Here is an 18,527-nt window from a genome sequence, read left to right on the forward strand (position 1 = left end):
TGGTGGTGCTGGTGGCGGTGGAGGTGGCGGTGGCGGTGGCGGTCAAGGTGGCGGTCAAGGTGGTGGCGGCGGCGGTGGTGCCAGTGGAGGTAGCGGAGGCGGTGGTGGTGCAGGAGAATATTTAGTAGATAGGTCTAATGGTGGTGATGGTGGTGCCAGCGGTAAAGGTGGTGATGGTGGTCGAGGAGGTAATGGTGGTATAGGTGGAAGTGGAGGTAACGGCGGCAATGGCGCTAATGGTGGTGGAGCCATAATACTATCTGCTCGTGGTTTATTAAGAGTTCCATCTCTTATGACTGTTGATGTATCTTGCACATCTCCTACGACAGGTTCTTCGGGTTCTCCAGCACCTATATTAGGTCAACCAGGTGGCCCTCAAACAGGGTATCCTTCAACAGGTAGAGGTTTTGGACAATCAGGAGAACCAGGCGAAGTATTAGATTTGATACTATTTACTTTAAGAGGTGGTAATGGTGGTCGAGGTGGTGATGGCAATTTGGGAGGTTCGGGTGGAAATGGTGCTGTGGGTGGTAACGGTGGTTCCGGTGGTAATGGTGGATATGCGACACCTGGTATGGTAAAACTACATGGCTCTGTTGTTATTGCCAATAACCTTATTGTAACAGCAGGAGGTGCCAGAGATGCATCCGCAGAAAATAATGGTAAATTAACATTAATTTCTAATATGAATGATACATTAATTAATGCATATCAACCTAATACCGGTCTTTCAACACCTACTTTAGTTCGTGGTTCAACAACAAATCCTGCTATTCAGGGAATTTCCAATTTTACAGATGAACTTAGATTTCCAAATCACTATTATAAGCATCCATATATCCCACAATTACTTCAGGGACCTTCCGTTGAAGGGCTTTTGCAATCTCCATACTGGAATGAAAGTTTCGTTAATGCTATAACACCTAATCAAGTCATTCCTGCTGGGGCTCCACCTATGACCCCAAGAGTGGTATTGAAAAGACTTAATTATGGATATGGAAATAATTACAGTCCATTTAAAGAATTTGACCAAATTTTTGTAATCAATGAGTCCTCAACTCAAACATTTTCAGGTTTGTATTTGAAAGTTGACAATTCTACAGGAAATCCCCCTGCTTCTCCTGTGAAGATTAACAATGGAACAGGAGAACTTGCTCCTGGTCAGATATGGACAACCACAGTTCCGTATGATGCACAAGTAGTATTGTTACAATTAGCACAGATAACACAACAGCCTACGGATATTGCCGTTTGGCCCGGTGGATATGCTCAATTTAGAGTTGTTGCTCAAAGTTCGTCATCTATTGAATATCAATGGTTCAGGAATACAGATGGAACATTTAGAGAGATAATAGGAGCCACAAACGATTCGTATGAAATTTTGACTGTATCTGAAGCATTACAAGGATGGTATAGAGTACGGCTTAGAAATAATGCGGGTGATGTATTCTCAAGAGATGCTTTCTTAAATGTATTAGAAGCACCTATTATTACGCAACATCCACAGGATGTAAATGAATATCCGAATATGTTAGTTTCGTTTAATGTGGAAACATTAAAACCAACCGACCCACCTCCAGCACCGGGAATTGACCCAACAATAGATTATACTATTGTAAGCAGAGGTTATCAGTGGCAGTTTGCTCCACAGTTAGAACCACCTGAATTACCGCCCGAGACAGTTCCTCCAAGTGAAAATTTCTATGATTTGCCAGGGGCTGATGCAAGAGAGAAAACATATAACATAGCATCAATAAGTGAGGCAAATCAAGGGTGGTATCGAGTTAAAGTAATGAATGATTCTGGAACAGCGATTTCAAATCCTGCAAAACTGAATGTGTATGATGGCGTTCGAATTTTAGAACAACCTATAAGTATATCGGCGCCACCTCATGCTAATGTTACATTCCAGACGCGTGTAACGGGTGCTTTACCTATTTGGTGGCAATGGCAAAAGGCACCCTCTGCAAGTGGTCCATGGTCAAATATTCCCGGACAAACCGGTTCATATCCAATAGGAACTTCACCCAGTGGAAATCCTCCAGGATTTACAATTACAGCCAATATTCTTGATGTTATTGAGAATGCATATTATCGTTGTAGAGTATTTAATGGTGGAAATCTGTTGGGTGTTCCTACGGACGCTGCTTACTTAGAGATTCGTGACCCGGCTATAATGGTTCAGCCTACATCTAAATCTGTAAATCCGGGACAGGCTGTAAACTTTGTTGTTTCAGCAGGTAGTTCCGGTGTTCTGACTTATAGATGGTATTTCTTCCCGGCTGATTTAGACGGTGAGACAATGCCTCCTCCGCCGGAAGTATGTGATGATGCACAACCTTGCACAGAAAACATTATATATCAAGGTTCTGGTCCTGCCTATGCTATCTACAATATTTACGGTCCTCCATTAGGACAAGGAGCCCAAGAAGCAAACGAAGGTTATTACTATGTCCGTGTAGATAATTCGATGGGACATGTAGAATCTGCTGTTGTTTACTTAAAGGTAAATGATCCGCCTACGATTATTACTCAACCCGCTAATGCACAAGTGGATGAAGGAGGCGCTATTACTTTATCCGTTACAGCATATAGCGGAACAAATGTAACATATCAATGGCGTTTGGGTGGGTCTAACTTGACCAGTGATGGAGTTCATATATTTGGTGCAACACTCAGTGCGTTACCTGGAACTACAACAAGTACATTACAAATACTTGGTGCTCGTGTAGAAGACGAAGGGTATTATGATGTCGTGATTACAAATTCCGCTGGATATGTAATATCACAACAAGCCTATTTAATTGTGGGTGACCCGTTAGAGATTGTAGGAACAGAGAATCCGGGTAAGGCATATATAAATACAGGAGAAGTAAGATTAAGTGTAACGACACAAGGTGGAAAAGGAACAAGGACCTACCAGTGGTATAAGAATGGTACAGGTCCGTCCAATGCAATTGGCAATCCTATTTTAAGTAATGCAGACCCGTATACTGCATATCTGACCTTGTATGATGTTACTCTTGCTGATTCCGGAGTTTACTACTGCAGTATTACGGATGCTCGTGGAACTATCTGGACATCAGGGTTGCAGTTAACTATTTATGAACATCTATCAACGCCGGTTATATCAGGTGACCCAGAAATCGAAAAGAAAGTGGGTGAATCATACACATTTGAAGTAATCGTAAGTGGAGGTGTCCCGCCATTACATTACTTATGGCAACATGATGACCTCCAAACAAAGACTGTATATACAGTTGGAGGGGATTCTTCAATATTATCTCTGGACGACTTACAGGTAGAAGATTCGGGTGACTATTATGTTGTTGTAAGTGATAGTGGTGAAACATGGAATGAAGAAACACAACAGTATGAACCCGAAACCAAAGTATCGAATCGGATACGGTTGAATGTTTCACCAGAAATTCCTGCAGGTAATGTGTTAGGTTATATTACCCTTGTGATGATAATTGCCATAATGGGTGTATATATTGCGAAACGGTTTGAAAAAAGAGCAAGAAAACAACATAGTTAGATTTTTTGAAAACTTGTAATATAGCCAGGACTGCTGGATATTATTTATCCAGCAGTCCTTTATTTTATAACTAACAAAAAATATTATTAAAAGGATAAGATATGCTTACTATAGTCAGTTTTCTTTTTTGTTCTTCGATGTTTATTTTTAATCAAACGCAATCATTTGTACAAGAAGATAGCAAAATTTTGCCTGTTTATCAATTAACTTTTTCAGCCAAGAATCACGAATTAGATAATAACGACAATTTTTCATACGATGACAAATTTATTTGTTATGATACGAGAGGCACATTAGGTTATGGAATAGAAAATTGCACGAGTATTGAAGTAGTGGAAATTAATACAGGGAAAGAAATAAAAATATATCAGCCTGATAAAATACGGTTGGGAGTAAAGCCCGCTCCGGGAATTGGTGCCGTTTCGTTTCATCCAAAAGAATATACATTAGTTTTCATTCATGGACCTGAAATTAAGAATCTCTATAATCCCATTCAAAGTGAAGATATTTATTCAAAAATGAATCGGCGAGGTTGTATTATATCTCTTAAAGAAAATTTGAGTATTAAAAACAAAAGTTGGGTAGATTTTAGAACGGTTTCCTGTAATGTAGAAATTCCTGCTGGAGCACATAGGGGAGGCTCCCATCGTCACGAGTATTCGGCAAATGGCAAAAGGATAGGTTGTACCTATGATGATAAATTACTACCTCAATACGGTAGGACAATAGCATATTTTGAGGAGACAAGCAAATTTTTACCAGATGCAAATTACTATTTTGCAGTACTTGTAAGAATAGTTCCAATGGATAAGGCTCAGGAAGGAGATTTTGTAAAAGCATTAGGTGATTCATGGGTTGATAATGAAGGAAAATGGAGGGCATTTATTGGCACAGTCAAAGAAGGAGGTTCTTTTGTAGATTATTTATGCATGGTTGAAATACCCGATAATGTGGATATTAAAACTTCAAGTTCTGGAGATTGTCAAACATATCCAGAACCTCCCAAAGGCCTTAATATACATAAAATTACAAAAGTAAATTGTTCAGGAATTGTTCGTGCTTCTTATGATGGGAGAAAAGTTGCTTATCTTGATAAAGATAGGGAAGGGAAAACGCAGATTTTTATGGTAGTAAAGAACAAGCATGAGGATAAGGAGACATTTCAAGATTCGATACCTGTTCAAGTTACCTTTTTACCGTATGGTGTTGAAGATAATATAAGATGGCACCCTTCTGGAAATGTAATATTTACAATCAGCGAAGGGGCTGTTATTGCTGTCTGTGTTAAGGAAGGAGAAAACTTTGGGAAGTCTGTTTTTATCACACCTAAATACAAAATAAACAAGCCTTATGCGTTGGTAGTATCAAGAAAAGGGGATTATTTAGCCTTTAATCGTTGTGTCCCCACTTATGATGAGATAGGTATTAGATTGCTCTCATCTGAAGGAAAAGATTTCTCCCAAATATTTCTATTGGAATGTAAAGATAATGATATAGAGGGTCTATTTAAAATAGAGTAAAAAATTTACTGGGATGTGATTTTTTGTATTATAACGCCTGCGGATATTAAACCAAATATTCCGGGGAGATAAGAAACACTTCCAATTATTTTTTTTCGTACATTGTTATTTATTGTTATAAAATTATTATAGTTAGTATCTATCGGTTTTTGTTTTGGAACTTCTGTCGAAAAAACACAGGTGATATTACGGGTTATACCGCGTTTCCTTAATTCTACTCGAACATTTTTAGCTAATGGGCAAGTATGTGTTTTTGAAATATCATCTACTGTAATAGACAAGGGGTCTATTTTCATACCTGCACCCATACATGAAACCGTAAATATTTGTTCCTCATGTAATGCAACTAATAAATCTATTTTTGAACTAAGGGTATCAATAGCGTCAATAGCAAAACAAAATCTTTTCTGTAAGATTTCAGAAATATTCTCAGAAGTTATAAATGTAGGGAATTTGTAAATGGTTATATTCGGATTTATTTTTAACATACGTTCCTCTGCTACATCCACTTTGTATTTCCCTATATCAGGATATGTGGCTAATATTTGTCGGTTTATATTAGATTCTTCAATTCGGTCATAATCCACAATAGTAATAGTCCCAATACCTGCTCTTGCGAGGGCTTCTAATGCATACGAGCCAACGCCTCCCAAACCAAATACCGCAACATGGGCAGATTGTAATTTTTTAAATTTTTCTTTTCCTAATAAGGTGACTGTTCGTTGAGAAAAGTTTATTTCCATTATTAAAAAATCCTTTTAATTTTTCAATAGAGGAATAAAAAAAATATAAATTTCGTTTTTTACAACGAAACTAAAAACTGTTAGTAAGTTTAACATGAAACCCAAATAGAGGAGAAAATGATATGCCCTATCAATTACCTTCATTACCTTATGCGTATGATGCTTTAGAACCGTATATTGACACAAGAACGATGGAGATACACCATCAGAAGCACCATGGGACCTATGTAGATACTGTTAATAAAGCATTGGAGACATTACCACAATTTGCCGGTCTATCTGTTGAAGATTTATTAAAGCGTGTAAACGAAGTCCCTGAGGAAAAAAGACAGGTTGTGATTAATCATGGGGGTGGACATTCTAATCACAGTTTGTTCTGGGAGATTATGTCTCCAAAAGGAGGAGGACAACCTAAAGACGACCTGTTAAAGGCGATTGAAAAACAATTTGGAAGTTACCTATCATTTAAGGAAACATTTGAAAATTCCGCTAAAACTCGATTTGGTAGTGGTTGGGCTTGGCTTGTTGTTAATCTTGCTGATGGAGGACTTAAAATTTACAGCACAGCAAACCAAGATTCCCCAATCTTACAGGGACATATTCCTATTTTAGGATTGGATGTGTGGGAGCATGCTTATTATTTGAAATATCAAAATCGTCGCCCTGAATATATATCTGCTTTTTGGAATATTGTTTATTGGGATAAGGTATATGAACTCTGGAAACAAGCAGTAAAATAAGAACAGAAAATAAATTAGAGGTTAGAGAAGAGCATATTTCTATATGCTTTTCTCTTTTTTTATGTTCATTATGAATTCACTTATTTTTGTAGTTACCAGGTCTCGGTCATAGTCCCAGAAGATTACATGATCGGAATTATCTAACCAAACCATTTCTTTTTGTTGAGATTGGATTTTTTCAAAAACTTGAGCAACAGCATTAGGACATGCAACGCTATCCTTTTTAGAGTGAATTACAAGTGTAGGACAGGTTATTTGAGCTAAAATGGCATCTCTTTTTGCCCTTTCTGCAATTTCCATAGCCACAAGTCCTGCCTTTGAAGGAATCCAATGGTAGGATATAATTTTTGTAGCGACTTCCTGACGCAATATAGGTTGCTGTTCTGGTGGAGTGAATACCCATCGAACGAAAGGGGATAGGTATTGTATCCATTTTTCAGGTGGCAAAATGAGTTTGGGATTCGGTGTTATCCCATAGTAAGGGCTGGCAAGAATTAGTCCATCGAAATTTGTTTTTGCATAAGAAAGTGTGGACAAAGCACCTCCCATAGAATGGCCTAAAACGATTACAGATTTATATAGTTTTTTCAAATCTATAATATTATCTACTACCGCTTCCAAAAGGATATCTACGGATACTTTTTCAAAATCCAATGGAGAAGTACCATGTCCAGGTAAAAGAATGGCTTTAACAAAAATATCTAATTCGGCAAGTTTTTGAGGTAAGTTTTCAAAGTTGTTAGGGCAACCGGCAAACCCGTGAACCATTAATAATGCAGTATTGGAATACGGATTACCTAATTCTAAGGGTTCTGCACCTTTTAATATTTTTGTTGTAGGATTTCGGGGCAATTGTAGGTCATAGTTTTTAACTTTTTTTGAACTAAAAAAAGCAAGGTCAAACTTCGGCATTGCATATTCCTGATTAATTGTGGAACATTTTTTAGTGTTTATACATAAACATAAGGGCTTACTAAAGAGAATGGTGGATTTGGCTTATAACAAGCACCATAGAAGAATAAATCAACGAGACCTTCTGCCAATTCTGCAGTGAGATGTAATTCGGGTCTGTCTGATTTTGCCATGACATGCATGTCCATAATGCCCAGGAAAGCAAGTGTTAGAGCCCTTGCATCTCCTCCGGATAAGTCTGCTTTTTCCAGACCCTCTTTCATGATAGATTCAATGATTTTGAAACGCTGTCTTCCTATATCACTCCCACGAATAGGAGGAGCAGAACGGATAGGGGCAAAATATACATGTAAAATCAATCGAACCGACTGAAGGTCTTTTTCTGCCATTTCAAATGTAACACGAATGATAGCCTTCAATTTTCCAATTGTATCCGAATAGTTTTGTTTTATATACATCATTTTATCTAAAAGTTGTTGTACAATGGATTCCACTAATTTTCGGAACAAATCTTCTTTATTCTGAAAATAATAGTATAAGACAGGACGCGTAACGCCCGCGTCCTCAATAATTTCTCTTATACTTGTTCCTTCATAGCCTTTTTCAGAGAATAGTTTTAGGGCGCTTTTTAGTAACCGTTCTTCAGTAGAGAAATTTTGTTCATTAATTTGTTCAATAGCCATTTTTAATCCCTTTAACTAACGGTCGTTATACTAAATATTATTATATCATTTTGTTTCAAGTTTTGGTAATTTTTTATTCTTTCCCCTAATATTAAGGGTATAAATTAACCCGTTCCCAGTCATTTAAATCTATATTATTTCTAAAATAAAGCACTCTTTCATGTAATCTGTAAGGTTTTTTTATCCAAAATTCAATTTCCAATGGGATAATCCGATATCCTCCCCAGAAAGGTGGGCGGCTAACTTTTGAAAATCGAAATTGAGTGAAATATTTAATCACTCTTTTTTCTAATTCATATCTATTGGGCAATGTTTGGGATTGTTTGGATGCCCAGGCACCTATTTGAGATATGCGGTCTCGGGATTCAAAGTATCGGTCTGATTTTTCTTCTTCCACTTTTTCTACATTTCCTCGGATACGGATTTGTTTACCAAGTTCATGCCAGTAAAAACAGAGTGCTGCTTTAGGATTTGATTGAATCTGCTGACTTTTTTTACTGGTATAGTTTGTGTAGAAAATGAAACCATGATTGTCCCATTGTTTAACCAAAACCATCCGAATATCAGGTATGCCGCAAGGTGTTGAAGTAGCTAATCCGGCAGAGACAGCATATTCAATATCAAATTTTTGTTTTGCTTCTTCATACCATTGTTCAAATATTTTAAAAGGGTTATCCTCTATAGGAACCATATTTTTATCTAATGTATCAGCTTATTATTCAAGGAATTTTTTGAGATATTGTATACTTTCTGTTGCTATTTTTTCAGGTCCTAAATCAAATTTAAATACCTCAACAGACATATATCCTGTGTAATTAATGTCTTTAAGTGCTTGGACAATAGGAGTAAAATCAACCTTCCCCATACCGGGACCTAATAAATTTTCGTCATTAGCATGATAATGTTTTAAATATTTTGCGCATTTGCGTATAACAACTTCGCGAGGTTCTTGAAGAAAAGCCATCGCTTTTGTATCCAGTAATAATTGAAATTTAGGATGATTGATAGCCTCTATAAGTTCGATGGTTTCTTCAACAGTATGACAAAAGTTAGTTTCCCAATGTGTTAATTGTTCCATACAGATTGTTACATCTCTTTTCTCACATACAGACATGGCTTGAGAAAAAACTTCACATGCATAATTAAATGCTTGATTATAGGAAATATCGCGCATAACATTGCGTTGTTTGGGTGAACCGAAAACAATAATTTTACCACCTATATCAGCACAAAAATGAGCCAATTCTTTTAGGTAATGAGCCGTATAATTTCTTATTTCTGGGTCGGGATGAGTAAGATAAACATTTTCCGGTCCTACAAAAACCCAATGTATACCTAATATTTCCAAGCCTACTTTTTCTGCAATATTTCGTATCTCTTTACGCATTTCAGTAGATATATCTGTTATATATTTCGATAGAGTAAAGGGGGCAATTTCCAATCCATCGTAACCCAAATCTTTAACATATTTGATAGTTTTTTCTATGTTATTCCATTCTTTAAATATCTCATTGCAAATACCGATTTTAATTTTTTTGCTCATACGATTTCCTTTTATTTTGTATTTTTAAATATTTTTACACGATTTCCGCCAGAACGCTTTGCATTATACATACAATTGTCTGCAAACCGTATGAAAGAACGAAGGGAGAATTTTTCTTTATAAGCAATAACACCAATGGAAAGTGTTAAATTGTTAAATCTTTTGGCTTCAAAAGATGAACGGATACGTTCTGCTACCAATAATGCCTGTTCCGTATCGGTTTCCGGAAGAATTACGGTAAATTCATCACCTCCATATCGAAATCCAATATCAACATGCTCACGAGTACAGTCTTTAACGATTTGTCCGACTGTTTTTAATACTTTGTCTCCCATGAGATGTCCATGACAATCATTATAGGTTTTGAATTGGTCTATATCGAAAAGTAATAGAGATAAAGGATGGCGTTGCCTTTTGGCTCGTTCTATTTCAGATTCCAATCTATCGTAAAAATACCGTTGATTGTATAAATCTGTGAGACCATCTTTTATAGACATCTCTTTAAGTTTACTTTCTAATTCTTTTTGTGTGGTTATATCTTTGAAAATTGCCAGAATGGAATGAATTTGTTGATTTTCTTTTTTTACGCAAGAGAAAGAAATATTTACTGGAACTTGTGTTTTATCTTTTCGAATAAATTCTGTTTCATAATTCTGAATGCATTGTTTTTCGCGAATCATTTGCAATACATATTTTGTTTCTTCTTTAGAACCTGCTAAAAGAAGTGACAAGTGTTTTTCTTTAATTTCATCTTCCTTGCAATCTAATATATGTAATGCTCCTTGATTCGCATAGTTAATTTGAAGTGTAGGACTTAAAATAAGAATGCCATCTACAGAAGTGTTGAGTAATTGTTCAAGATACTCTTTTGTCTCTTTTAATTCTTTATTGGCAATTTTAAGTTGTTCCGTTGCTTCATGAATGCGTTGTTGTAGTTCTATTTCATGGTTTTTTTGAGCCATGATTAGAGAACGGTGTTCCAAAGCCCTTTTAATAGCGATTTTAATTTCGTCTAATTGAAAAGGTTTGAGAATGTAATCATAAGCCCCTAATCTTAATGCATCAATAGCGTTTTTTATATCCTGTAATCCAGTCATTATTATTACTTCAAGGTCGGTATTTTTTTCTTTTGCTTTTTTGAGAAAATGTAAGCCATCTATCTCAGGCATTAAATAATCTACGAGTGCCAAAGAAAAAGATTCCTCTGATATTTTAGAAAGAGCTTCTTTAGGAGATGTTGTGCAAAAAAAATTGCAATTTAAGTCTTTTAGGAAGGTTTGTAAAAGTTGAAGGATAGTTGTATCATCGTCAATTACAAGTATTTTGTCGCTATGGGATAGTCTACTTTCATTTTCATTTGAGACAGTTGCTTCGGATTTATTTACAATTCTCTTTTTTTGCTTCATTAAAATAAACTTATTCGTAAATGATTATAACCATTTTACTACAGCCACAGCAGCGGCTAATGAGCCAAAAGTAAATCCTATTTTCCATTTTCCAGGAAGTTTGTTTTTATCAAATTGTTTTGTTGCCAAAGAACCACTAACTCCTTTTTTTGAAGCAAGTTCTTTATCTGCTCCGAGTGCATCACCCTTCCCTTTTCCTTGGGCATAGGTAGGAGTTACAATGAGCAGAATAAAAAGTAAAAGAATAATAGAAATAAATGCAATTTTCCATTTCTTATTTGTTAACATAGAGTGCACCTCCATATTAAATTGTTTTCATTTTTATATCCTAAATTAAGTATAACATAAAAATAAGATACTATTTAAAGTATTTTCATTACTTCTATTATACGAACGAAAGTCCTCAAAATTTAGTTAAACATCTTATCCAGCGGGATTGTTATTCCCAATGACGAAAAATTCCCCAATAAGAAGTAAGATAAGTCCAATTACGATAGCAAGGTCAGCAATATTAAATATTCCCGTCCTTAGACTAAAAGAACCAAAACCAATACCTATATTCATAAAATCTACAACTTTTCCATCACGAAAAATTCGGTCAATGATATTTCCTAATCCACCAGAAATGATTAGTGAAAAGCTAAACATGGTTATGATAGGTAAATTTGTTTTATAAAACATCAATATCAGTAAAATAAGGAGTACAATAGAATTTAATATAGTGAAAAGCCAGAAACGAAGAGAATCTGGTAATTGACTACCTAAACTTAAAAAGGCACCGGTATTTTCCGTATAGGTAAGACGAAACAAATCATGCGGTGTCCATGATTCTGGAAAATGGATACTGGGTTTTCCTTTTAAGTATTTAATAGCGGTGATTTTGGTTACTTGGTCAAGTGCTAATACGATAATCAATAAAAGCAGTACAATAACATGAATACGAGAGAATTGTATTTGCAAAATAGAAACCCTTTTCAATATTTTTTGAACTATAAAGTAAATAACAGAGGTTATATTTTAAAATTTTTTTATATAGAAACTCTACTTTGTGTGAATTTTAGAAATAAAAGAACTATATGAATTGTTTAATAAATATGTATAATATAATTGATATATCTAACAAACAATAAAACCTTATAACTAAGAAAGGGGATTTATATGATTAAAGACAAAGTATTAAAAGCATTGAACAATCAAATCAATGAAGAACTTTATTCTGCCTATCTTTATGCATCCATGAGGGCATATTTTGAAAAATTAAATTTGAAAGGGTTTGCTAATTGGCTGAGAATTCAAGTTCAAGAAGAACTATTCCATGTCCGAAAATTTGAGAATTATATTTTTGAGAGAGGTGGTGAAGTGGAATTGTATGAGATAAAGAAACCGCCCAAAAGTTGGAAAAGCCCATTAGATGCTTTTGAGGGTGTATATAAACATGAGTGTCATATTACAGAATGTATAAACAAATTGGCTGAAATTGCAGAGAAAGAAGGGGACCGTTCTACACGTATGTTTTTGGATTGGTTTATAAATGAGCAAATGGAAGAAGAAGCCAATGCAGATGGAATTTTACAAAAACTTCAAATGGTAAAAGATGCTCCCGGTGGGATATATTGGATAGATAAAGAATTGGAACAGAGAACTATTAATCCAATGATTATTGCAGATATTACCGGAACTGCAACAGGACAATAATCTTCAGAAAAAGAAATAAAATAATACCTATTTTTGTTTATTCTGTTGGAAGCAATAAAACCAAAAAACTATAGAAGGAGAATGGTATATGTGTTTAGTAAAAGTTCAACAAAAAGCCCCTAATTTTATGGCAACTGCTGTTATGCCAGATGGAAGTTTTAATGAAAAATTTCAACTTTCCGACTATGAAGGGAAATATGTCTTGCTGTATTTTTATCCACTGGATTTTACTTTTGTATGCCCTTCAGAAATTTTAGCATTTGATAAAAGATTAGAAGAGTTTAAATCAAGAGATTGCGAAGTGATTGGCGTCTCTGTGGATTCTCATTTTACACATTGGGCTTGGAGAAATACACCGATAGAAAAAGGAGGTATAGGCAATATCCGTTATCCGTTGGTATCAGACTTAACCAAGAAAATATCAAAAGACTATGGTGTATTAATTAACGATGCTGTGGCATTACGGGGACTTTTTATAATGGATAAAAATTTGATTGTCCGTCACATGTTAGTAAATGATTTGCCGATTGGAAGAAGTGTTGATGAAGCACTGCGTGTCCTTGATGCTATTCAATATCACGAAGAGCATGGGGAAGTTTGTCCTGCTAATTGGAAAAAAGGTGAGAAAGCCATGAAACCCGATGCTCAAGGTGTTGCTGAATATTTATCCAAATATGCAAAATAAATAAATTAAAACAAAATATATCCCCCGATATGCTGTCTAATATATCGGGGGATTTTTTTGTAAAATTAATCTTCGTTATCTTCGTCTATGTCAAATAAAGAGCCAATGCTTTCTTCATATTTTCTTTTTTTACGCGATGATTTAGAAGGTGTATATATATCCTCTATTTCGTGAGAAATTTTTTGCAGGTTTTTTCTACCCATAGATTTTGATTTTTGTTCTTTCTGTATAAATACACCAAAGTCTCTTGCCATTTTATTTAAATCTTCAACAAACAGGGTCTCTGTAGTTCTCCATGATTTACCAATTTTAAATCCTCTCAATTTCCCATTTCTAAACATCTGTCTAATGGTAAGGGGTTTTAATTTCAAAAATTCAGATATATCCTCAACCGTTAATACTTTTTCTTTAGGCATATATTTTTCCTTCTATACAGTTCTAAATCTCGTTTATAATTATATAAATACATATTTATATATTTAAATTCAAATATTCGTATAATTAATTTAAGAATATTATTGACAAATAGAACCAAAATAGATGTATAATCTAAATAATAATCTGTAATTATTATTGAAAAAAATAAAGTAAATTAGACAGGAGATATTAGGCATGTCAGGTGAATATACTGATAATTTAGATAAACTCAAGAAGATTTTTGATGAAATCTCAGAGACGGATTTAAAAACGACAAAAACTTATCAAGAGTTTTTATTAAAACTCCATACTGCAATAAAACATCAATATGTGAGTTTTTCTAAAACAAGAAAAGTAGCAGAAGACAATTGGAAATCCTTAAAAGAGCAATTAAGTTTGTGGGAAAAGGCTTTTGAGAGGATTTTATTAGAGAAAGAAGAATCTGCAGTACAACTTGAAAATATGAGGACTTTATTAGATGAAAAAATTTATGCCTTAACAACAAAAGAAGATGAACTGGAATCTTTATTGGTGGAAAATAAAAGTAAGGAGGAAGAGATAGAACAGTTAAAGGAAGATGTTGAGGAATTAAAGAAACAAATAGAAGAATTAGAACGAAGAGGTATAGATTCGAGGGATGTAGATGAAATCGAGAGAAGAGTAAGTGTAGATACGGAGGAGAACGAAGAAAATAAGTTACGAATTATTTCTTTAGAAGAAAACCTAAGTAGAGTTGAAAAAGAAAACGAAGAGTTGAAACAGAAATACGAAGAAATTATAAGTAGCAATAATTCACTGCAGGAAGAATTAGAGAGAACGCAAAAAGAATTGGCAGAGGTTTTGCAACAGAAAGATAAAAAAATAGATTCAATCCAATTAGAGTTAGAAGAAAAAGTAAAGGAGAATTTACAGTTAAAGACCTTATTAGAACAGTCTAATCCTGAAGAACAAGTAAAATCACTAAATGAAGAATTAGAAAAACAAAGGGATACAATTTCTAAATTAGAGAACCAATTAGCAAATTCTATCGGGAAAAATGAATATGAACAGGTGAAACAAGAATTGGAAAAAATTCAGGCTGAATTTAAGAGATTAGAAAAAGAATATCAAGGTATACAAGAAGAATTGAGTGCAAAGAATCAACTTGTTAAAGAAAAAGAATTGCAAATTGAAGAGTTGAAAGAAAAACTTAATAATGCCCCCAAGAGTGAAGAAATACAGTCATTAAGAAAACAATTGCAAGAAAAAGACTCTGAAATAATTGTCCTGAAAGAAATCAAAGGAGAATATGATAATTTGAAACTCCGTTATGGGAAACTCCACACGGATTATTCCCAATTGGAAAATGAAAATAGGGAATTGTTAAGTATCAAGCAAGCCCTTGAAGAAAAGATTAATATACTTCCTACATTAGAAGAGTGGAGCAATCTCCAACAGGAGGTAATTAATAAAAAGGATGAAATTAACAAACTAAGAGAAGAATTGGAAAAAGAAAAGAATCGAGAGGAAAATTTATTAAAAGAGAAAGAAGAATTAGAAGCAGGTATTTCATCGTTGGAAGAAAAATTAATATCCTTGGAAGCAGAGGTTGTTGACTTACAGAAATCATTAAGTGAAGCACCGGATAAAGAAAATTATGAAAAGATGGAAAGTACATTAGAGAAGGCTAAACAGGAAAATGAATCACTAAAAACAGAAATACGAAAACTTTCTATGGAGAAGCAGGAACAAAATAATTTAAGACAAGCATTAGAAAAAGAAGTAGAAGAATTAAAAGAGAAATTAAAGAACGCACCTAAATTAGAAAACATGAAAGCACTGGAAAGGCAATTGGCGACAGCAACTACAGAAAATAAAAAATTGGAACAGAAAATGGCGCAGTTGTTGCAGTTAAAATCATTGGCATCTTTAGATGATATAAATCAAATAAGGGAAATTGTTAAGAAAACATTTGAGTCCATAGAAAAAATAGAGGAATCCATTCGAACAGGAATATCTGAACAGGAGAAGGTAATAAATGCTACAACAAGTATTCTGAAGAAAAAAAGAAAGCCGAATTTGGGTGAAATACTTTTGGCGGCTGGAATTATTGATGAACATCAGTTAGAAGAGGCATTGAAAATTCAGAAGCAAACACCGATGAAGCATTTAGGGGATATTTTGGTGGAATTAGGTTTCGTTTCTGAATATGCAGTGGCACAATCTTTGGCGTGTCAATGTGATGTTCCTTTTTCCATACTTACGGAAAAGGATATATCTCCTGAGGCCATAAACGCAGTTCCTCCAAGGATTATACGGCAACATAATTGTATTCCAATGAGAGTTACAGAGCGAACACTTACGGTAGCCCTCACAAATCCAATAGACCTTGTTGCGATAGAGGATTTGGAACATGCCTCAGGGAAAAGAGTAGAAATTGTAGTATCAACCCCAACCGATATTAAAAATCTATTAGAAAAATTGGTTCCTGTTAGTTAATTGCTATTTAAAATCCACTCCTCATTAAACCATGCGTGACGGATAGTGGAGCCTTGTATGTTTTCTTCCCTACATGAATATGTGCAGTGAATTAGTTCATCCCGGGTTTGTATTACAGAAGGATAGGCAAAAGAACCTTTATCCGGTTCCGCTTCTTCTATAGCCTTTTTACATTTCCATGTTTGCCCTTCGTCATCGGATAAATAAGCACTTAATCTATGCCGTCCATTAATAGTGTCATTGCAAACCAAAATCCATTTTCCACTTTTAAGAGAAATACACTCAACACTGGACCCGGGATTGGGTATATCAAGAACTGAAACATCAGACCATGTCATACCTAAATCACTGGAATATGCAGTTTGAATTCGTTTGGGAATTCCATTGTCTCGCATAAAGGCAACAATTGTTCCATCCTTTTTCTTTACAAAACTCGGTTGTATATTGGAAATATTTTTTATTTCTTTATCTAAAATAGGATTACTAAAGAACCAATGTTCTCCCCAATCTTCAGTAAATCCAGCCAAAGAACAATTGAAAACATCAGAATATAAACCTAACATAATTCTATTATCAGTAACCATGATAGGGTGAATACGGGTCATCCATCCTAATCGTTGGTAAAGTTTTGTTTGAGCAGATTTTTTTGCAGATTCAACTTCTTCTTTTAGTTTGGGCTCAATAGCCGATAGTGCATCGATGGCGGGTTGTCCTCTTTCTATGACTTCTAAAAATTTCTGTTCCAGATTTAGAGGTCGAGCATGAATAACATCCTGCCATTTCCATTGTGGAGGCCCATCTTTTTCATAGTCCATAGATATACGATATTTTAACAAAGAACCTCCCCATTGATTATCCTGAACCGTTATCCAGAATAGCCATAAAACGCCTCTTGGGTCAACAAAAAGAACCGGATTACAATCCGGCAGGTCCGGAGTATCTGCCATAATAAATGGAGAACACCATTGATTATCACCTGCTCTTTTGCGTGCTCCTTGAAGCATTACATCATCACTTGTTCGCTCACCAGAACCATGAAACCATACTGCTAATAGATTTCCTTCGGGAGTTTCCACAATACTTGACCCATGATTGTGTTTGTCATTAGGTGGAAAGATATTTTCCTTAAAAAATACAGGTTGAGATATTACAGAACATATAGTAAGAATTAAACAAAACATAAATATATCCTTTTTGTAGAGTTAGACTTTTATAAAGATAGACTTTATTTCAAGTATTTTAGCAACAATATAACATATAAAAAGAATAACAAAAGCGGAGATAAAATGGGATAGATATATATTTTGTATTTTATCGAGTATAGAAATTCCTAATATAAATATCAGAATAGCCTGCAAAAAATAAAGAACAAGTGGATTTTTTCCCATAGTTGTCAGGGCATTTACAGTTAATTTAAGTTTCTCATTTATTATATAGAAGATGGTTAACGCAATAATACATAAACCCGAAGAAAAAATAGAGTAAGATGCGGTCATCCCTCTTTGTGTAAAAGGTAGACTTGAAAAGAATAGGGGTATTGTTAAAATATAACCAAAAACTGTTAAAAATAATCCAGTAAATAACCAATAAAGCAAAGTGGATGTAGTTATTTTATTTTTTTCTTTCTCAAATAAGGCAGCACAGAAAGCACCAGATGCTAAAATAAATGCCCAACTCAAGGGACCTAAAGGACCACCGTCAATTGAATGAGACATAAGCCAATTTCCATAAGGAGTAAGAGAAAATAATATTTGATAAACTAAAAGATAGATAAGTCCCGAAAGGAATATAAAGAATTTATTTTTACCTATAAAAGGATATAATAACAATCCTGAAATGCCTATATCTGTTAGAGCATCCCAAACATCTACATAAAAATCAAAAAAACCATATAAAAAACCCAAAAAAGTTAGGATAATATACCTTTTTAAAAACTTTTTCCTTACCGTTGATTTTGGGGCATTTTCTATAGATTTCATAAACGAAAGACGGTATGAAAAACCTACGATAAAGATAAATGCAGGGGCAACAAAATCAGCAAAAGTAAATCCATAATCATGATGAACAAGCCAATAAGGGGAATTGTGAAATTCGCAACAAACATTAACAAGAATCATCCCAAATATAGCAAAACCTCTAAACTGGTCAATAAATTTCCATCGCATTG

The 18,527-nt window shown here is 34.6% G+C and carries 17 protein-coding genes; 6 read left to right on the top strand and 11 right to left on the bottom strand.

The window, feature by feature from the left end; all coding sequences use genetic code 11:
- On the top strand, positions 1–3,538 hold a 3,538-nt coding region (locus tag PLA12_07090; protein ID HOQ32259.1), incomplete at its 5' end, for an immunoglobulin domain-containing protein.
- Positions 3,539–3,639: 101 nt separating this feature from the next.
- Positions 3,640–5,058 carry a DUF3748 domain-containing protein gene (locus PLA12_07095; GenBank protein HOQ32260.1) on the top strand — a complete coding sequence of 473 codons (1,419 nt, stop codon included), beginning with the start codon at positions 3,640–3,642 and terminating at the stop codon, positions 5,056–5,058.
- A 5-nt stretch (positions 5,059–5,063) separates the two neighbouring features.
- Here the strand turns inward: PLA12_07095 and PLA12_07100 are convergent, their stop codons facing one another.
- Positions 5,064–5,801 (bottom strand): tRNA threonylcarbamoyladenosine dehydratase, encoded by a 738-nt coding sequence (locus PLA12_07100; GenBank protein HOQ32261.1) that lies wholly within the window; start codon positions 5,799–5,801, stop codon positions 5,064–5,066.
- Positions 5,802–5,923: 122 nt separating this feature from the next.
- Between PLA12_07100 and PLA12_07105 the strand changes: the two genes are divergently transcribed.
- Complete coding sequence (locus PLA12_07105; protein ID HOQ32262.1) at positions 5,924–6,541, top strand: superoxide dismutase; 618 nt, start codon at positions 5,924–5,926, stop codon at positions 6,539–6,541.
- A 39-nt stretch (positions 6,542–6,580) separates the two neighbouring features.
- Here PLA12_07105 and PLA12_07110 read toward each other — a convergent pair whose 3' ends face one another.
- The 7 genes from PLA12_07110 to lspA all read right to left on the bottom strand — a co-directional run bounded on the left by PLA12_07110 (position 6,581) and on the right by lspA (position 12,045).
- A complete protein-coding gene (locus PLA12_07110) occupies positions 6,581–7,453 on the bottom strand; it encodes an alpha/beta fold hydrolase (protein HOQ32263.1) in 873 nt (290 codons plus the stop codon).
- Positions 7,454–7,491: 38 nt separating this feature from the next.
- The gene (locus PLA12_07115) at positions 7,492–8,136 is read right to left on the bottom strand and encodes a TetR/AcrR family transcriptional regulator (GenBank protein ID HOQ32264.1); all 645 of its coding nucleotides are present in this window, start codon (positions 8,134–8,136) and stop codon (positions 7,492–7,494) included.
- 91 nt (positions 8,137–8,227) lie between these two features.
- On the bottom strand, positions 8,228–8,827 hold the full coding sequence (gene pdxH, locus PLA12_07120) for a pyridoxamine 5'-phosphate oxidase (protein HOQ32265.1): 600 nt from the start codon (positions 8,825–8,827) through the stop codon (positions 8,228–8,230).
- A 24-nt stretch (positions 8,828–8,851) separates the two neighbouring features.
- The gene (locus PLA12_07125) at positions 8,852–9,679 is read right to left on the bottom strand and encodes a sugar phosphate isomerase/epimerase family protein (protein ID HOQ32266.1); all 828 of its coding nucleotides are present in this window, start codon (positions 9,677–9,679) and stop codon (positions 8,852–8,854) included.
- A gap of 11 nt (positions 9,680–9,690) precedes the next feature.
- Entirely contained in the window at positions 9,691–11,085 is a 1,395-nt protein-coding gene (locus PLA12_07130; protein ID HOQ32267.1) for a diguanylate cyclase, read from the bottom strand.
- Positions 11,086–11,109: 24 nt separating this feature from the next.
- Entirely contained in the window at positions 11,110–11,373 is a 264-nt protein-coding gene (locus tag PLA12_07135; protein ID HOQ32268.1) for a hypothetical protein, read from the bottom strand.
- Between the two features lie 135 nt (positions 11,374–11,508).
- Entirely contained in the window at positions 11,509–12,045 is a 537-nt protein-coding gene (lspA, locus tag PLA12_07140) for a signal peptidase II (protein HOQ32269.1), read from the bottom strand.
- 198 nt (positions 12,046–12,243) lie between these two features.
- Between lspA and PLA12_07145 the strand changes: the two genes are divergently transcribed.
- Both PLA12_07145 and PLA12_07150 read left to right on the top strand, forming a co-directional pair.
- Complete coding sequence (locus PLA12_07145; GenBank protein HOQ32270.1) at positions 12,244–12,780, top strand: ferritin; 537 nt, start codon at positions 12,244–12,246, stop codon at positions 12,778–12,780.
- A gap of 88 nt (positions 12,781–12,868) precedes the next feature.
- The gene (locus PLA12_07150; GenBank protein HOQ32271.1) at positions 12,869–13,465 is read left to right on the top strand and encodes a peroxiredoxin; all 597 of its coding nucleotides are present in this window, start codon (positions 12,869–12,871) and stop codon (positions 13,463–13,465) included.
- 65 nt (positions 13,466–13,530) lie between these two features.
- Here the strand turns inward: PLA12_07150 and PLA12_07155 are convergent, their stop codons facing one another.
- The gene (locus tag PLA12_07155; GenBank protein ID HOQ32272.1) at positions 13,531–13,881 is read right to left on the bottom strand and encodes a helix-turn-helix domain-containing protein; all 351 of its coding nucleotides are present in this window, start codon (positions 13,879–13,881) and stop codon (positions 13,531–13,533) included.
- A 196-nt stretch (positions 13,882–14,077) separates the two neighbouring features.
- Here PLA12_07155 and PLA12_07160 point away from each other — a divergent pair, with 196 nt between their 5' ends.
- The gene (locus PLA12_07160) at positions 14,078–16,360 is read left to right on the top strand and encodes a hypothetical protein (GenBank protein HOQ32273.1); all 2,283 of its coding nucleotides are present in this window, start codon (positions 14,078–14,080) and stop codon (positions 16,358–16,360) included.
- On the opposite strand, the gene PLA12_07165 is transcribed toward PLA12_07160, so the two are convergent.
- Both PLA12_07165 and PLA12_07170 read right to left on the bottom strand, forming a co-directional pair.
- The gene (locus PLA12_07165; protein ID HOQ32274.1) at positions 16,357–17,541 is read right to left on the bottom strand and encodes an exo-alpha-sialidase; all 1,185 of its coding nucleotides are present in this window, start codon (positions 17,539–17,541) and stop codon (positions 16,357–16,359) included. The two genes, PLA12_07160 and PLA12_07165, sit on opposite strands and share 4 nt — an antisense overlap.
- A 21-nt stretch (positions 17,542–17,562) precedes the next feature.
- On the bottom strand, positions 17,563–18,525 hold the full coding sequence (locus PLA12_07170; GenBank protein HOQ32275.1) for a heparan-alpha-glucosaminide N-acetyltransferase domain-containing protein: 963 nt from the start codon (positions 18,523–18,525) through the stop codon (positions 17,563–17,565).
- Positions 18,526–18,527 lie beyond the last annotated feature (2 nt).

The sequence above is a fragment of the Candidatus Hydrogenedens sp. genome, assembly GCA_035378955.1.
In the GTDB taxonomy this organism is placed as follows: Bacteria; Hydrogenedentota; Hydrogenedentia; order Hydrogenedentales; family Hydrogenedentaceae; genus Hydrogenedens.

Coding starts and splice junctions, on each gene's coding strand:
- PLA12_07095 (HOQ32260.1), top strand. CDS start 3,640: ATGCTTACTATAGTCAGTTTTCTTTTTTGTTCTTCGATGTTTATTTTT.
- PLA12_07100 (HOQ32261.1), bottom strand. CDS start 5,801: ATGGAAATAAACTTTTCTCAACGAACAGTCACCTTATTAGGAAAAGAA.
- PLA12_07105 (HOQ32262.1), top strand. CDS start 5,924: ATGCCCTATCAATTACCTTCATTACCTTATGCGTATGATGCTTTAGAA.
- PLA12_07110 (HOQ32263.1), bottom strand. CDS start 7,453: ATGCCGAAGTTTGACCTTGCTTTTTTTAGTTCAAAAAAAGTTAAAAAC.
- PLA12_07115 (HOQ32264.1), bottom strand. CDS start 8,136: ATGGCTATTGAACAAATTAATGAACAAAATTTCTCTACTGAAGAACGG.
- pdxH (HOQ32265.1), bottom strand. CDS start 8,827: ATGGTTCCTATAGAGGATAACCCTTTTAAAATATTTGAACAATGGTAT.
- PLA12_07125 (HOQ32266.1), bottom strand. CDS start 9,679: ATGAGCAAAAAAATTAAAATCGGTATTTGCAATGAGATATTTAAAGAA.
- PLA12_07130 (HOQ32267.1), bottom strand. CDS start 11,085: ATGAAGCAAAAAAAGAGAATTGTAAATAAATCCGAAGCAACTGTCTCA.
- PLA12_07135 (HOQ32268.1), bottom strand. CDS start 11,373: ATGTTAACAAATAAGAAATGGAAAATTGCATTTATTTCTATTATTCTT.
- PLA12_07145 (HOQ32270.1), top strand. CDS start 12,244: ATGATTAAAGACAAAGTATTAAAAGCATTGAACAATCAAATCAATGAA.
- PLA12_07150 (HOQ32271.1), top strand. CDS start 12,869: ATGTGTTTAGTAAAAGTTCAACAAAAAGCCCCTAATTTTATGGCAACT.
- PLA12_07155 (HOQ32272.1), bottom strand. CDS start 13,881: ATGCCTAAAGAAAAAGTATTAACGGTTGAGGATATATCTGAATTTTTG.
- PLA12_07160 (HOQ32273.1), top strand. CDS start 14,078: ATGTCAGGTGAATATACTGATAATTTAGATAAACTCAAGAAGATTTTT.
- PLA12_07165 (HOQ32274.1), bottom strand. CDS start 17,541: ATGTTTTGTTTAATTCTTACTATATGTTCTGTAATATCTCAACCTGTA.
- PLA12_07170 (HOQ32275.1), bottom strand. CDS start 18,525: ATGCGATGGAAATTTATTGACCAGTTTAGAGGTTTTGCTATATTTGGG.